General features: G+C 66.7%; 12 protein-coding genes. 11 read left to right on the forward strand and 1 reads right to left on the reverse strand.

The window, feature by feature from the left end; genetic code table 11:
* Positions 1 to 214 precede the first annotated feature (214 nt).
* Positions 215 to 1,177, forward strand: a complete 963-nt coding sequence (locus LFL96_RS06955; RefSeq protein WP_280999488.1) for an alpha/beta fold hydrolase — start codon at positions 215 to 217, stop codon at positions 1,175 to 1,177.
* 37 nt (positions 1,178 to 1,214) lie between these two features.
* Positions 1,215 to 2,204: a dihydrodipicolinate synthase family protein gene (locus tag LFL96_RS06960; RefSeq protein ID WP_280999490.1), complete on the forward strand. Its 990-nt coding sequence runs from the start codon at positions 1,215 to 1,217 to the stop codon at positions 2,202 to 2,204.
* Between the two features lie 134 nt (positions 2,205 to 2,338).
* Here the strand turns inward: LFL96_RS06960 and LFL96_RS06965 are convergent, their stop codons facing one another.
* Entirely contained in the window at positions 2,339 to 2,998 is a 660-nt protein-coding gene (locus tag LFL96_RS06965) for a GntR family transcriptional regulator (RefSeq protein WP_280999492.1), read from the reverse strand.
* 278 nt (positions 2,999 to 3,276) lie between these two features.
* Between LFL96_RS06965 and LFL96_RS06970 the strand changes: the two genes are divergently transcribed.
* The 9 genes from LFL96_RS06970 (at position 3,277) to LFL96_RS07010 (ending at position 14,981) form a co-directional block, all read left to right on the forward strand.
* On the forward strand, positions 3,277 to 4,224 hold the full coding sequence (locus LFL96_RS06970; RefSeq protein WP_280999494.1) for a fumarylacetoacetate hydrolase family protein: 948 nt from the start codon (positions 3,277 to 3,279) through the stop codon (positions 4,222 to 4,224).
* 138 nt (positions 4,225 to 4,362) lie between these two features.
* Positions 4,363 to 5,367 (forward strand): ABC transporter substrate-binding protein, encoded by a 1,005-nt coding sequence (locus LFL96_RS06975; RefSeq protein ID WP_280999496.1) that lies wholly within the window; start codon positions 4,363 to 4,365, stop codon positions 5,365 to 5,367.
* A 109-nt stretch (positions 5,368 to 5,476) separates the two neighbouring features.
* Positions 5,477 to 6,100 carry a VOC family protein gene (locus tag LFL96_RS06980; RefSeq protein ID WP_280999498.1) on the forward strand — a complete coding sequence of 208 codons (624 nt, stop codon included), beginning with the start codon at positions 5,477 to 5,479 and terminating at the stop codon, positions 6,098 to 6,100.
* Between the two features lie 12 nt (positions 6,101 to 6,112).
* Positions 6,113 to 6,856 carry an ABC transporter permease gene (locus tag LFL96_RS06985; protein ID WP_280999500.1) on the forward strand — a complete coding sequence of 248 codons (744 nt, stop codon included), beginning with the start codon at positions 6,113 to 6,115 and terminating at the stop codon, positions 6,854 to 6,856.
* On the forward strand, positions 6,856 to 7,755 hold the full coding sequence (locus LFL96_RS06990) for an ABC transporter ATP-binding protein (RefSeq protein WP_280999502.1): 900 nt from the start codon (positions 6,856 to 6,858) through the stop codon (positions 7,753 to 7,755). The genes LFL96_RS06985 and LFL96_RS06990 overlap by 1 nt, the downstream gene beginning before the upstream one ends.
* Positions 7,756 to 7,934: 179 nt before the next feature.
* Positions 7,935 to 8,432: a DUF523 domain-containing protein gene (locus LFL96_RS06995; protein WP_280999504.1), complete on the forward strand. Its 498-nt coding sequence runs from the start codon at positions 7,935 to 7,937 to the stop codon at positions 8,430 to 8,432.
* 542 nt (positions 8,433 to 8,974) lie between these two features.
* Positions 8,975 to 10,171 carry a UDP-N-acetylglucosamine 2-epimerase (non-hydrolyzing) gene (wecB, locus tag LFL96_RS07000; RefSeq protein WP_280999506.1) on the forward strand — a complete coding sequence of 399 codons (1,197 nt, stop codon included), beginning with the start codon at positions 8,975 to 8,977 and terminating at the stop codon, positions 10,169 to 10,171.
* A gap of 365 nt (positions 10,172 to 10,536) precedes the next feature.
* A complete protein-coding gene (locus LFL96_RS07005; RefSeq protein WP_280999508.1) occupies positions 10,537 to 12,741 on the forward strand; it encodes a cellulose biosynthesis cyclic di-GMP-binding regulatory protein BcsB in 2,205 nt (734 codons plus the stop codon).
* Positions 12,738 to 14,981 (forward strand): glycosyl transferase family protein, encoded by a 2,244-nt coding sequence (locus LFL96_RS07010; RefSeq protein ID WP_280999510.1) that lies wholly within the window; start codon positions 12,738 to 12,740, stop codon positions 14,979 to 14,981. Before LFL96_RS07005 ends, LFL96_RS07010 begins: the two co-directional genes overlap by 4 nt.
* Positions 14,982 to 15,025 lie beyond the last annotated feature (44 nt).

The raw sequence follows: 15,025 nt of genomic DNA on the forward strand, positions 1-15,025 counted from the left end.
TCCTTAGGTTGTCCTGACGATGAATCGCCCGCAGGCGAAGGGAGGGTTGTCGTGACTGTGAATCAAGTGTGTCCGCAACTTCACCAGGTATACTACGGATAACAAATGTATACACAAAAACAAATTGATATACCAGAATGGTCTTCATCCGAGGAACGGGGCGGGTTGCAGGTGACCGGCCCCGTTCCAGCGCCGCGATGTATGAGGACCACCGATGCACATCTCGCAGGAACCGTTGGGTAGTCTGTCCGCCGCTCTCAGGGAGCGCTTTGCGCGGATCGGGCCGGTCTGGGGCAGCGATATCAATGCGCACCGCGATCTGGTGATCGCGGCGTACTCGCCGCTGGTGGCGGCGGCGCGCGATGCGGGCCCGACGCTCGAAGCGGCGCGCGACGTGCCGTATGGCAGCCACGAACGGCAACGGCTGGACGTGTTCGCGTCGGCGGAAACGCAGCGCGCGGGCCATGCCGACGTCGTGCTGTTCGTCCACGGCGGCGCATTTCTGCGCGGCAGCAAGAGCTTCAATGGACTCATCTACGACAACGTGGCGCGCTGGTTCGCGCGGCAAGGCTGCGTCGCGCTCAACGTCGAATACCGGCTCGCGCCGCAAGCGCCATATCCCGCGGGCGCGGACGATGTCGCCGCCGCGCTGGCGTGGGCGCGAACGCATGTCGCCGGATTCGGCGGCAATCCGGAGCGGATCTTTCTGGTCGGCCATTCGGCGGGCGGCGCGCACGTCGCCACCTATCTGTGCGATCCGCTGTTCGCCGATGTGCGCGATGGCGAAGACGCACGCGCAATCGCCGGCGCGGTGCTGATCTCGGCGCGGCTCGCCGCCGACGTCTTTTCCGACAACCCCAATGCGGCCGGCGTGCGCGCCTATTTCGGCGACGACGAATCGCGCTATGCGGCGCGCTCGCCGCTGACGCACGCGCAGCATCTCGACACGCCGCTGATGGTGGTGGTCGCCGAATACGAAAACCCTTATCTGGACGCGTACGGTGCGGCATTTTTCGAGCGCGTGCTGATGGCGCGCCAACGCGCGGGCGACGCCAGGCCGCAACGCGCGCCGCGTTTCGTGCAGATGCCGCGGCATAACCACACCTCGGTGGTCGCGCACTTCGATTCGGGCGAGACGCTGCTGGGCGACGCGATGCTCGATTTTTTCCGCGCGTGATCCGCTCGCGCTTTCATTGACCGACAGGGAGTACCGCATGGCCAGCCAATCGTCCGCGACGTTTGCGACATCCGCCACGTCCGCGAGCCGTTCGTCCGCTTTCGCGAAACCGCGCGTTTTCGCGCCGGTGATCACGCCGTTCAACGCGGATGCGAGCGTCGACGCGCCGCGCCTCGTCGCGTTCTGCCGCTGGCTGGTCGGGCAGGGCGCGGGCCTCGCGCTGTTCGGCACCAATAGCGAGGCGAATTCGCTGAGTCTCACGGAGCGGCATGCGTTGCTGGATGCCGTGCTCGACGCCGGACTCGATCCCGCGCAGATGCTGCCCGGCACCGGCGCCTGCGCGCTGCCCGATGCGATCGCCCTGACGCGTCACGCGAGCGAGGCCGGCTGCGCGGGCGCGCTGATGCTGCCGCCGTTCTTCTACAAGGGCGTCGGCGACGACGGTCTGTTCGGCTATTACGCCGACGTGATCGAGGCGGTGGGCTCGGCCCGTCTGCGCGTGCTGCTGTATCACATCCCGCAGTTCACCGGCGTGCCGATCACGCACACGCTGATCGAACGGCTGATCGCCGCGTATCCAGACACGGTGGTGGGCATCAAGGACAGTTCGGGCGATTGGGCGAATACGGCGGCGATGCTGGAGAAGTTTCCCGGTTTCGCGGTGTTTCCCGCATCCGAGGCGCTGCTCGGCAAGGCGCTGCCGCTCGGCGCGGCGGGCTGTATTTCGGCGACCGCGAATATCCAGCCGCATGCGATCGCGAGTCTGCTGAACGCGACGACGGCGGAGGAACGCACCGGGTGGGAAGGGAAGGTGGCCACCGTGCGCCTCGCGGTGCAGGCGCAGCCGATGATTCCCGCGCTGAAAAGCATCGTCGCGCATTACACGAACGACGCCGCGTGGCAGCGCGTGCGTCCGCCGCTCACGTCGATGGGCGGCGCGCAGTCGGGCGCGTTGTTGCAGCAGTTGGAGACGTTGGGGTTCGCGATGCCGTCGATCGCAACGGCGCTGAAGACGGTGGCCGCGTGAATGGCCTACTCGGCGGGCGACGCGGTGGCCAATGCCATGGCCGCTTCAGCGGTCACCTCGGCGGCCACTTCAATGGCCACTTCAGCGGCCGGTTCAGCGGCCGGTTCAGCGCGCGACGCCGCGCGCCCGCCGCCTCACGCGTTCTCGCGTTCCGCGCGCTGGCGCTTCAGACGCCCGAGCACGACGATCGACAGCCGTGCGGTGTGGTCGCGCATCGCGTTGTATGCGCGTTCCGGTTCGGAGTTGAGGATCGCGTCGACGATCTCGCGGTGCTCGTCGGTCGCGGCTTCGAAGCGCGACGGCGAAGCCGGCTGTGCCGCGCGAAAGCCCGCCAGACGCTGGCGCTGCACCGCCATGATCGACGCCAGCGACTTGCTTTGCGCGCCCTTGCAGATCAGTTCGTGGAAGTCGCGATTGAGTTCGAAGTACTCCGCTTCATCGCCGCGCGCGATCGCGGCGTTCATTTCCGTTTGCAGTTCTTCGAGCTGTTTCTTCTCGACGAGGCTCATGCGCTGCGCGCTCAGGCGGCAGCACAGCGCTTCGAGTTCGCACATCGCTTCGAGCATGTCGGCCAGTTCGTCGATGCTGAACTGCGCGACCACCACGCCTTTGCGCGGGGTCAGCTCGACCATGCCGCGTGCCGCGAGTTCGCGCAGCGCCTCGCGGATCGGTGTGCGCGACGCGTTGAAACGTTCGGCGAGCGCGGCTTCTTCGAGCTTCTGGCCCGGTTCGAGCGTGCCGTCGATGATCTCGTCGCACAGCAGGCGGTAAATCTTGGAGGAGAGCGTGGTCATCGTGAGGGTCGTGGGGTGAGCGAAACCGTGGGCAGGCGGCCCACATTATGCGCCAGCGACCTAACCGCCTCAATCGCCAACGCGCATATCCGGCCTGTGCAAGCTCATGCAGTGTACGCGCGAACGTGTTTTGCTCCCGATAAGTGTATACGAGGATTTTAATAAGAATACATGAGTGACTGAATGTATACGAGTGGCGGAGACAATCCAGTCCGCTTCTTTCGAGTCCCGGCAAGCAGACGAATCACCCCTACAAACGCAAATAAGCGAGGCAACACGTGACCTGGTTTGGTATCGCAACTTACGAATCGAATGGCCGCCGTGCCACGGGACTGGCGGTCGGCGGCAAGCTGTACGACGCGCAGGCCGCGCTGGCGCAGGCGGGTCTGGCGGCGGGCAGCGCCGCCATCGCCGAGCTCGGCAATGTCGCCGAGCTCGGCAGCCTTATCGCCGCGTGGCACCGCGACGGCGCGGATGTCGTCGAACGCTTCGGCGCCGCCGCGCGCGCGATCGAGGACGGCAGCTCGACGCTCGCGCCGCTCGCCGGTCATACGCTGTGCGTGCCGTACCAGCCGCGGCGGATTTTCGCGGCGGCATCGAACTACTACGAGCACGCCCGCGAGATGGGCACCGAGCTGGCGCCGCGCGAGGAAAGCACGCCGTACATGTTCATGAAGGCCGAAACCAGCGTGGTGCCGACGCTCGCCGACGTGGTGATTCCGCCGCACGCGGAACGGGTCGACTGGGAGGTCGAGCTGGCCGTCGTGATCGGACGCAGCGGCCGCCATATCGCGCAGCGGGACGCGTACGACTACATCGCCGGCTACACGATTCTCAACGACGTGAGCGCGCGCGATCTGAATCGCCGCAGCGACTATCCGTTCAAACACGACTGGTTTCGCGGCAAGAGTTTCGATACCTTTGGTCCGCTCGGGCCGTGGTTCGTGCCGCGCGCGTGCATCGCCGAGCCGCAGAATCTGCGCATGCGCCTCGCGGTGAATGGCGAGACCATGCAGGACGGCAATACGTCCGGGATGATCTTCAACATCGCCGAGCAGATCGAATATCTGTCGACGATCCTCACGCTGCAGCCCGGCGATCTGATCGCGACGGGCACGCCGACCGGCGTCGGCATGGGGCGCGGCATCTATCTGAAAGCGGGCGACGTGATGGTGGCGTCGATCGACGGCATCGGCTCGATCGAGAATCCGCTGGTGGCGGGCTAAGCGTCGCGGCGCGGGCCGCGCCTCCTTTTTCACTCCATTGACGGACGGGAATACGACATGTTGCAGCGGGTATGGCGCGCGTTGTCACGGCGGATCGTGCAGCGGATAGAGGAGGGACGCGGAGCGCGGCGGCCCGGGATGGCCAGGGCATCGCGCGGAATGCTGGAAACGGGCCGGGGCACGCTTGCCGTGGTCGCGCTGCTGGCGGCCACGCACGCGCAAGCCGCGGACGCCGTGCGCGTCAATCTCGCGTGGCTGCCGCAAGGCAGCACCGGCGGCATCCTGCTCGCGCTGGCGAAAGGTTACTACCGCGACGCGGGCCTCGACGTCAGCGTGATGCGCGGCTACGGCGGCCAGCGCACCGTCAACGAAGTGGACGGCGGCCTGTTCGAGTTCGGCTACGGCGACCCGGTGAGCGTGATGTTGAATCGCGCGCACGGCGGCCATGCGGTGATGGTCGGCGCGATCAACACGCGCTGGCCGGGCGCGATGTGCTATCTCGAACGGCCCGGTTTCAAGGTCAACTCGCTGAAGGATCTGGCCGGGCTCACGCTCGGCGGCGGCGGCGCGTCGCCGGTGCAGAACATCATGCCCGCGTGGTTGAAGCAGAACGGCCTCGCGCCCGATGCGATCAAGACCGTGCGGCTCGACCCGGCCGTGATCAACACCGCGCTGCTGCAGAAGCGGATCGATCTGTCGGAGTGTTGGGAAGGCGCGAGCCTGCCGGTGCAGGCCGCGCTCGCGAAGCGCGCCGGTCAGCAGCTCGGCCGCGTGTTCTATCGCGACTATGGGCTGGACATGATGGGCAACGGCCTCGTCACCACCGACACTTACGTGGCCCAGCATCCCGATGTCGTCAAGCGCTTCGTCGCCGCGACGTATCGCGGTTATGCGCTGATGCGCGAGCATCCGCAGGAAGCCGCCGACGCCATCGCCGCGCAGTATCCGGTGCTGGACAAGGCGATCCTGCTGCAGCAGATCGTCGAGACCAATGGCCTGATCGCCGACGATCCCGCCGGACATAAGACCGGCTGGCTGCGGCCGGCGCGCATGGAGTCGACGGCGGCGTTCGTGTCGCGCGCGTTCGGCACCGGCGCGAAGGTGAAGGCCACGGACGTGTACACGAACCGGTTTGTGGAGTGAAACCCGATCGGGGGCGTGCGTTTCGCCGAAGCGAAGGCGGGCGGGCGCCCCAACCAGCCCGCTAAAAACATGGGCAAAAGCCATCGACACATGGCATGGAGAGACAACGATGAACAGTTTGCGTCCGAAACGGCTTGGACACATGGTCCTGATGGTGCGCGACATCCACAAGTCCGCGCAGTTCTATACCGACGTGCTGGGCCTCAAGGTGTCCGACTGGATTGGCGACCAGATGGTTTTTCTGCGCGCCGGCAGCGATCACCACGACCTGGCGCTCTCGCAGTTGCCGAAGGATTCCGCCGACTTCGACGACCTGCCGCGTTATTCGCGGCCCGGTCTCGAACACTTCTCGTATCTGATCGACAGCTACGAGGAAATGGAGCGCTCGGTGAAGGTGCTGCAGGAGCACGGCGTCGAGATCGTGCGCGGCATCGGCCGGCATGGGCCGGGCAATAACCTGTTCCTCGTGTTCAAGGACCCGGACGGCAACAACGTCGAGGTCTACTGCGAGATGACGCAGATCGGCGAGCGCGATGCGTACGAACCGCAGGTGTGGGAGCGCACGATCGAATCGTTCGATCAGTACCGTTTCGAGCGCTTCGTCGTGCCGCCGCCGCCGCATCTGGTCGCGCAGAAAGCGGGGCAGGCCGCGGCCGGCGAAGCCGCCGGGCACGCCGCCGGGACGCCGGCCGCGGCGAGCCCCGACGCGACCGATCCGTCCGCCCGCTCATAATTCGGAACCCTCATGAAACGATTGCTCGAAACCGTGGCGTTCTGGATCGTGATCGGCCTGATCTGGGAATTCGGCGTGCGCTGGACCGGCACGCGCGATTACGTGCTGCCGGCGCTCTCGCAGGTGTTCGCCGCCGGCTGGGAAATGCGCGGGCAGTTGCTGTCCGACACGCTTGCCACCGCGTGGGAAGTGTTCGCCGGTTTCGCGCTCGCGCTGGTCGGCGGGCTGACCATCGGCCTGTTCGCGAGCATGTCGAACATCGCGCGGCGCACGTTGTTTCCGCTCGTCACCGCGTTGCAAAGCATGCCGAAGATCGCGCTCGCGCCGTTGCTGATCGTGTGGTTCGGGTATGGCTTCGCCTCGAAGCTGGCGGCGGCCGTGCTGTTCGCGTTCTTCCCGATCGTGATCGCGACGATGGGCGGTCTCGCGGGCGTGCCGCGCAATCTCGACGAACATTTCCGCGCGCTCGGCGCGTCGCCGGCGAAGACGTTCTGGCATCTGCGGCTGCCCGCCGCGCTGCCCGCGCTGATCGACGGACTGAAGATCGCGATGCCGCTGGCGGTGATCGGCGCGATCGTCGGCGAGTTCATCGGCTCGGAATCGGGGCTCGGCCATCTGATCGTGTTCGCCACGTCGAATGCGCAAACGGCGCTGTCGTTCGCGGCGATCCTGATGGTGACCGTGCTGGCCATGCTGTTTTACTGGGCCGTCGAACTCGTGTCGCGCGGCGTGTGGTGGAGAGGAGTGACGGTCTGATGGCAATGGTCGATAAATTGCGTATCGTGCAGCGGGGGCCGGCCGGCGCGCAGGCCACTGCGCTGGCAACTGATGTGGCAACCGGAGTGGCAACCGGTGTGGCCTCGCAGGCTTCGCGGGACAGCGGCGCGGCGCCCGCGCTGATCGCGGTCGAGCAGGTCGGCAAGCGGTTCGCGGCGCGCGGCGGCGCACAGGCATTCAGCGCGCTCGACGACGTCTCGATGACGATCCGCCAGGGCGAGTTCGTGTCGATCCTCGGACCGAGCGGCTGCGGCAAGAGCACCTTGCTGCGGATGGTGGCGGGTCTCGTGCCGTGCGACGCGGGCCGCATCCTGCTCGGTCCGGAGCCGGTCGCGAAGCCGGTGCCGGACATCGGCGTGGTGTTCCAGACCAGCAACATGCTGCCGTGGCTGACGGTCGGCGCGAATATCCGGCTCGGCGCGAAGCTGCGCGATCTGCCGCGCGCCCAGGTCGAGGCACGGCTGCCCGCGTTGCTGGAAACGCTGGGTTTGACGGCTTTCGCCGATCGCTACCCGCACGAGCTGTCCGGCGGCATGCGGCAACGCGCGGCGATCGGCCAGATCCTGCTGCTGGAACCGCGCGTGATGCTGATGGACGAACCGTTCGGCGCGCTGGATGCGCTCACGCGCGACCGTCTGAACGTCGAGTTGCTGCGCATCTGGCAGCAGAGCACGCTGACGGTGCTGCTGGTCACGCATAGCATTCACGAGGCGGTGTTTCTGTCGGACCGCGTGCTGGTGATGTCCGAACGGCCGGGCCGCGTGATTCACGACGTGCGCATCGACCTGCCGCGCCCGCGCGAGCCGGATCAGGTGAAAAGCGATCCGGCGTATGGGGAGTATGTTGCGCAGTTGTCGAAGTTGATGGGAGTGTTTTGAGGTCTTCGGAGAAGAGGCCTTTGGGCGGGTAGCGTGAATCGACGAAGACGCCCGGGTGTCCGAAGCTGACGAAGCCGCTGGGCCACCGCTGCGGCCGAAGTTCAGGCGCGAGGCCTTACAATCCCCCACCCGAACTCCGCCGCGCGGCGCGCAAAAAAAGCAGCGCGCCTGTTCACCCCATGCTGAAAATCCTCGTCAGCGCCTGCCTCGCCGGCTATCCCGTGCGCTACAACGGCGCGGCCAAACCCACGCGCGACGCGTGGCTCGCCCGGTGGCGCGCCGAAGGCCGCCTCGTCACCGTGTGCCCGGAAGTCGCGGCCGGTTTCCCGACCCCTCGCCCGCCCGCCGAAATCCAGTTGCATCGTGGGGGCGCCGACGTGCTCGCCGGCCGCGCGACGATCCTCGACAACACCGGCGCCGACGTAACCGCGCTCTTCATCGCCGGCGCCCGGCACGCGCTCGAACGCGCGCTGGCGGAAAACTGCCGCTACGCGTTGCTGGCTGACGGCAGCCCCTCGTGCGGCAGCACCTTCATCCACGACGGCAGTTTCAGCGGCCGCACCCACCCGGCGACAGGTGTCAGCGTTGCGCTGCTGCAACAGCACGGCATCCGGGTATTCGCCGACTCGCAGATCGACGAACTGGCGGCGGAAATCGCCCGCGAACCGTCGTGCTGAGACGCCCGGTCAAGCCGTCCCCAAACTATGTGCTAGTGCCGCATCGAAATCGATTGATTCGGTAACGTTTGCGAGTTTTAATCAGCAGACCATTAAAGTTTCCGATTTGCGAATGTTAAATGTTAAATAAAACTTTGCGGTTCGCGAATTCAGGTAATTGTTTTTCGCTTTAAACGCTTGCAAGAACGTAAGGAAAACGTTTGCTTCTGGATAACCGCCTGTCTACGGCAGCAAACGTGCCTGTTTGCACCGGACAGCCTAGTGTGCGGGAGCCGGCATATAGTCACAATCGGTCACGAAATTGGGCAAAAAGCGCGTTAGAATGCGCGTCGATTCACGCTGCATGGCCTGACAGGGTGCAAAACAGGCAGCGCGAATCGCGCAAATTTTTTGCATCCGATCGATGTGTTCCCGCGTAATGGGAACTGCCGGTAATATCGGCCGGGGGGCAAAAGTCGGACCGGTAAATGTGGGGCGCGAGTAAATACACTCCTTTCCCGCAAAGCCCACCACATAAAACCATTCAAAAAAGACCACGACTTATGGCACTGAGGATTCTGTCGATATTTGGCACGCGGCCGGAAGCTATCAAAATGGCGCCGCTGGTCAAGCAACTGGACGCCTGTCCCGAAATTGACTCGGTTGTGTGCGTGACCGGCCAGCATCAGCAGATGCTGGATCAGGTGCTCGATCTGTTCCAGATCGTGCCGCATCACAATCTCGCGCTGATGACCGGCAACCAGACCCTGAACGGTCTCGCATCGCGTCTGATCGCGTCGCTCGACGACGTGCTCGCGACCGTGCAGCCCGATCGCGTGCTGGTGCACGGCGACACGACCACCGCTTCGGCGGCGGCGCTGGCGTCGTTCCATCGGCGGATTCCGATCGGCCACGTCGAGGCGGGTCTGCGCACCGGCAACCTCATGCAGCCGTGGCCGGAAGAGATGAACCGGCGCGTGGTCGATGTGATGAGCGACCTGATGTTCGCGCCCACCGCGAGCTCGAAGGCCAATCTCGAACAGGAATCGCTGCACGGGCGGATCATCGTCACCGGCAACACGGTGATCGACGCGCTGAATCTGACCACCGCGCGCATCGACGCCGATGCGGCCTTGCGCGCCGAACTCGACGCCCGTCTGCCGTTCCTCGACGGCGCGTTGCCGGTGCTGCTCGTGACCGGCCACCGGCGCGAGAGCTTCGGCGAAGGCTTCGCGAACATCTGCGCGGCGCTCGCGGATCTCGCGAAAACCAACACGGTGCAGATCGTCTACCCGGTGCATCTGAATCCGAATGTGCGTGGCCCGGTGCAGGAAACCCTCGGCGCGGCGCGCAACGTGCACCTGATCGAGCCGCTCGATTACCTCGGCTTCGTGCGTCTGATGCAGCGCGCGTCGATCATTCTCACGGACTCCGGCGGCGTGCAGGAAGAAGCGCCGGCGCTCGGCAAGCCCGTGCTGGTGATGCGCGACGTGACCGAGCGTCCGGAAGCGGTGGAAGCGGGCACGGTTCGTCTCGTCGGCACGCAGCGCGAAGCGATCGTGCGCGCGGTGAGCGGCCTGCTCAGCGACGCGCGCGAGCGCGACGACTTCGCGCATCGCATCAATCCGTACGGCGACGGTTACGCGTCGCAGCGGATCGTCGCAGCGCTCACCGGCCGTCCGTTCGATGAATTCGCGAGCGCGGCGCCGGGCGCCGCCGCTCAGTTGCCGCGCGTCCATCACGGCGCGACGGTGCACTAGCACCGCGCGCGGGCGCCTCGCCCGCGGCGCGCACCCGCCGGTCTGCCCGACGCAGCCGGCGCGCGCCGGGCGGGCGCACCACGCACCGCCCGTCGAGGCGAGTCCGCTGAAGTCCCGCCGTGTAGGCCACGGCCGGGGCAGACGGACAACACCGCCGGGCCAACCGCCGGGCCAACCGCCAGGCCGACCGCCAGGCAAAGCGCCGGTGAAACGACGCCGGCGGGAACCGCCAGCGAAAACCGCCGGCAAAAAACACCGGTCAGATCCGCGCGGCGCATCCCACCGCGCCGGGCTGACCACCCCAGACAATCGCTGTCGCGCATGCCGGCTTCGCCGTTTGCGCGCCAATTTAGAGACAAGACGACGTGACCTCCGATCAACCTCTGCGCCGCCTCGCGCATCCCCGTTTGACCGCGCTTGCCCTGCTGCTGACGCTCGCCGGCGCCGTCCACGCCCAACAACCGGCCGATCTCGCCGGCAGCTTCGCGCAGCTCGGCAGCGGGCGGCTCGCGACGCGCACGGTGTCGCTCGCCGAACTCGGCATGCGCGACCCGGTCGTGCTGCGCGCGCCGGATGGACGTCAGGAACTCTATCTGCCGGTGCCGGCCGGCGTGCCGCTGACCGACGCGGCCTTGCAGATCGACGGTAGCTATCTGCGCGGCAACGGCGGTCGCACGACCATGCTGGTGTCGCTGGACGGCTCGCCGGTGCTGTCGCGCACGCCGACCCAGGATCAGGGCGATGCGTCCGCGAGCCTCGGCGTCGACGGCGGCGCGCGTCCGACCGGTTTCGTGCGCGTGGGGCTCGACTGGTCGTCGGTGATCAGCGACAACATCTGTACCGATCAGACCGCGATCGGCAACGTCTGGCGGATCGCGCCGACCTCGCGTCTGACCTATCACTACGATCCGGACGCGATCGTCGATCTGCGCGGCGCGTGGAGCGCGCTGTCGAACAAGCCGGTGGTGATGCTCGGCGCGCGCACGCTCGGCGCGCCGGCCTTCGATGCCGGCTGGCGCGTCGAAGCGCTGCTGCAACGCGAAGGCCGCACGCCGGCGACGCGCACGTGGCCGGCGGTCGGCGATACCGTCGATCTCGGCAACGTCGAGGTGCCCGCGCCGCTGCGCGCGCTGCCGGCCTTCGCCGCCCTGGCCGCCGGCGGTTCGCACAAGCTCGCGAATCCGGCGGAAGTCGGCGCGCTGATCGCGCTGACGCCGCGCACGGCCTTCGCGCCCGATCTGATCGTGGCCGACGACGCTTTGCGTAACGCGCTGAAGAGCTCCCTCGACGCGCTGCGCGAGCAGGCGGCCAGCGCCGGTCCCGGCGCCGCCGGGGCGTTCGACGCATGGCGCGCCCGCTCGTTCGACGCGATCGCCAAACCGCTCGCCGCCGGCGAAGTGCGCCTCGCGCACCTCGGTGGCCAGACCGCGATCGTGGTCGGCGACAACGACGCGGTCGCGGTGCTCGCGCGCGCATGGCGTCCGATCGACGTGACGAGCCGCCTCGTGGTTCACCAGATCGACGGTGCGCCGAACGCACGCGGCGACGAAATCGCGCTGTCGCTGCTCGGCGGCGAACCGCGCACGCTCGACGTGCAGGGCCGCGCCACCTGGGACGCGAACTTCGACCTCGGCGCGGCCTCCGGCAACGGCAAGCTGCCGAGCGCCGTGGTGCTCGACGTGGCCGCCTCGCCGACCGCCAACAACACCGCGCAGACCGCATCGATCTTCTTCAACGACGTGCTGATCGGCTCGCAACTGCTGAGCGCGAACGGCAAGCCGCAGCGCATCACCGCGCGCGTGCCGCACTACGCGCTCGCACCGAACAACCTGCTGCGCGTGGTGTTCCAGCGCCAGCCGGAAGGCGGCTGCCAGCCGCGCAGCCTCGGCCATCCGATCGCGGTGCTGCCGAGCAGCCATCTGACGCTCGCCGATGCCAAGGTGGACGACGACTTCACCGGCATGGTCGCGCGCTTCGCGACCGAGGCCAACGTGATCGTGCCGGCCGCCTATCTGAACGACGCCGCGGACGTCATGTCGCGCGTCGCGCGCCTCGCCAACGCGAGCGGCATCGCGCCGACCCGCGCGAACTTCAGCGTCGCGCCGGACGGCCAGGCGGTGACGCCGAAGGGCGCCTTCCTCGCCGCCGACGTCACGCTCGCCGACGAAAAGAGCCTCGCGCAACTGTCGAAAGACCGTCTGACGCTGACCGACGCCTCCGGCAAGATGCTCGCCGACGTGTCGGGCCTGAACCGCGTCGGCGTGATCGAAGCGGTGAAATCGGGCAGCGTGCCGGGCATCGTGTACCGCACGGTGGGCGACACCGCCGCGATCCTGCCGGCCACGCTGCAACTGTCGCGCGGCGACGTCGCGATCGTCGACGGCAGCGGCACGCTGCGTCAGTTCGACACGCGTCATCCGGGCGAAGTGCTGGATAACGACGACGTCGCCGGCCCGTGGTACATGCAGACGTGGGTGCGCTGGGGCGTGCCGGCGGCGCTGATCGCGTTGCTGATCCTGCTGCTGCTGGTCGCGAACGTGGCGCGCGGCAGGAACAAGGACAAGTCGTGAGCATCGCGGCGCTTAAATGGTATGCGGGCTACGGGATAGTTCACTACTACCAGTGGCTCGAATACGCGGCCGCGCTGGTGGCGGTGATCATCCTGCTGTCGAGTCTCGACGATCTGTTCATCGATCTGTGGTACTGGACCCGCACGATCTATCGCCGCTTCACGGTGCAGCGCACCTACAAGCCGCTCACCAGCGCGCAGCTCTATCAGCGCGACGAGCAGCCGATCGCGATCATGGTGCCCGCGTGGCACGAGTACGACGTGGTCGCGGCGATGATCGAGGACCTGGTGCGGGTGATGGACTACCGCAACTATGTGGTGTTCGTCGGCACGTATCAGAACGACCCGCAGACCATCGCCGAGGTCGAACGGATGCGCCGCCGCTACAAGCAGCTGCGCCGCGTCGAAGTGCCGCACGATGGTCCGACCTGCAAGGCCGACTGTCTGAACTGGGTGATCCAGGCGATCTTCAAGTACGAAGCGGAAGCCGGCATCGAATTCGCCGGCGTGGTGCTGCATGACAGCGAAGACGTGCTGCACCCGCTCGAACTGCGCTTCTTCAACTACCTGTTGCCGCGCAAGGACATGATCCAGCTGCCGGTGGCCTCGCTCGAACGCAACTGGTTCGAGCTGGTGGCCGGCACCTACATGGACGAGTTCGCCGAGTGGCACGCGAAAGATCTGGTGGTGCGCGAGAGTCTCGCGGGCGCGGTGCCGTCGGCGGGCGTGGGCACGTGTTTCTCGCGACGCGCGCTGCTCGCGCTGAACGCGGAAACCGACAACCAGCCGTTCAACACCGAGAGTCTCACCGAGGACTACGACGTCGGCGCGCGTCTCGGCAAGATGGGCATGCAGTCGATTTTCGCGCGCTTTCCCGTGCAGTTCGCGACGCGCCGCAAGGCGTGGTTCGGACTCGGCAAGGAACGCGATATCACCGTGACGATGCCACTGTGCGTGCGCGAATTTTTCCCCGACACGTTCCGCACCGCGTACCGGCAGCGCGCGCGCTGGACCCTCGGCATCGGTCTGCAAGGCTGGAAGCAGACCGGCTGGAGCGGGTCGCTCGCGAATCGCTATCTGCTGTTCCGCGATCGCAAGGGCGTGGTCACCGCGTTCGTCGGAATTTTCGCGTACGTGCTGGTCGTGCAGTTTCTACTCTTCGCCGGCGCGGATCTGCTCGGCTGGATGCCGGATCTGATCGCCTCGCCGTTCTCCGATTCGGGCTGGCTGCCGACGCTGCTGCTGCTCAACGGCTGCGCGCTGCTGCTGCGCGTGGTGCAGCGGGTCTACTTCGTCACGCGTTTGTACGGCTGGGAACACGGCGTGCTATCCGTGCCGCGGATGGTGGTGGGCAACTTCATCAACTTCATGGCGGTGTCGCGTGCGTGGAAGATGTTCCTCACGCACCTCGTGACGGGCAAGCGTCTCGCATGGGACAAGACCATGCACGACTTCCCGTCCGCCGACGGCTTCAACAACCGCCGTCAGCGGCTCGGCGAACTGCTGCTGTCGTGGCAGGCGATCGATTCCGACAAGCTCGAACAGGCGCTCGGCGAAAGCCATGCGCGCGAGGCGCCGCTCGGCCGCGTGCTGATGGCCAAGGGCTGGCTCGACGAGGAAACGCTCGCGGAAGCGATCGCGTTCCAGGCCGATCTGCCGCGCGGCCGGTTGCGCGTCGAACAGCTTCACGCCGATGCGACGCGTCTGCCGCTCGATGCGATCGTGCGGCATCGCGTGTTGCCGCAGGCGGATGCGAGCGGCGAGCGCACGATCCTGCTGGCGGCGAGTCCGCTCGCCGAATCGGCGCTGGCCGAATTGAGCGCGTTGATCGCCGGGCCGGTCGCTCAGGAGATCGTGCGGGAAGGCGAAATCGCGGCGGGTCTGCGGGTGTTGCGCGGCGTCGAGATCGGCGTGCCGGTGAACTTGCAGACCGAACCGGCGGTCGATGCAACGGGCCAAGCCGTAGCACATGCCGCTCATGCCGCACACGCCGCTCATGCCGCCGACGGCGCGCCCGCGCCAGTGCCGGTACGCAGCGTGCCCTTGATCGGCGATCTGCTGATCGAGAACGGCTTCGTGCGGCGCGAGGTTTTCGAAGCGGCCATGCAGCACTACCGTCCGGATCGCCATGGTTTGATCGGCGACTACATGGTGGCGTGCGAGGTGATCTCGCGCGCTTCACTCGAGAACGTAATCCAGCAACAGCGCCGCCTGCAAAGCGCTCTGACGGCATCCGAATGATCGAAAAATTTTGCATCCGGCGCGCGGAAACGACGCGCGCTTTT

This window comes from Paraburkholderia sp. D15, assembly GCF_029910215.1.
Taxonomy (GTDB): Bacteria; Pseudomonadota; Gammaproteobacteria; order Burkholderiales; family Burkholderiaceae; genus Paraburkholderia.

What these genes read in the sequence shown, in the direction of transcription:
- LFL96_RS06955 (WP_280999488.1), top strand. Translation starts at nt 215, where the DNA reads ATGCACATCTCGCAGGAACCGTTGGGTAGTCTGTCCGCCGCTCTCAGG.
- LFL96_RS06960 (WP_280999490.1), top strand. Translation starts at nt 1,215, where the DNA reads ATGGCCAGCCAATCGTCCGCGACGTTTGCGACATCCGCCACGTCCGCG.
- LFL96_RS06965 (WP_280999492.1), bottom strand. Translation starts at nt 2,998, where the DNA reads ATGACCACGCTCTCCTCCAAGATTTACCGCCTGCTGTGCGACGAGATC.
- LFL96_RS06975 (WP_280999496.1), top strand. Translation starts at nt 4,363, where the DNA reads ATGGCCAGGGCATCGCGCGGAATGCTGGAAACGGGCCGGGGCACGCTT.
- LFL96_RS06980 (WP_280999498.1), top strand. Translation starts at nt 5,477, where the DNA reads ATGAACAGTTTGCGTCCGAAACGGCTTGGACACATGGTCCTGATGGTG.
- LFL96_RS06985 (WP_280999500.1), top strand. Translation starts at nt 6,113, where the DNA reads ATGAAACGATTGCTCGAAACCGTGGCGTTCTGGATCGTGATCGGCCTG.
- LFL96_RS06990 (WP_280999502.1), top strand. Translation starts at nt 6,856, where the DNA reads ATGGCAATGGTCGATAAATTGCGTATCGTGCAGCGGGGGCCGGCCGGC.
- LFL96_RS06995 (WP_280999504.1), top strand. Translation starts at nt 7,935, where the DNA reads ATGCTGAAAATCCTCGTCAGCGCCTGCCTCGCCGGCTATCCCGTGCGC.
- wecB (WP_280999506.1), top strand. Translation starts at nt 8,975, where the DNA reads ATGGCACTGAGGATTCTGTCGATATTTGGCACGCGGCCGGAAGCTATC.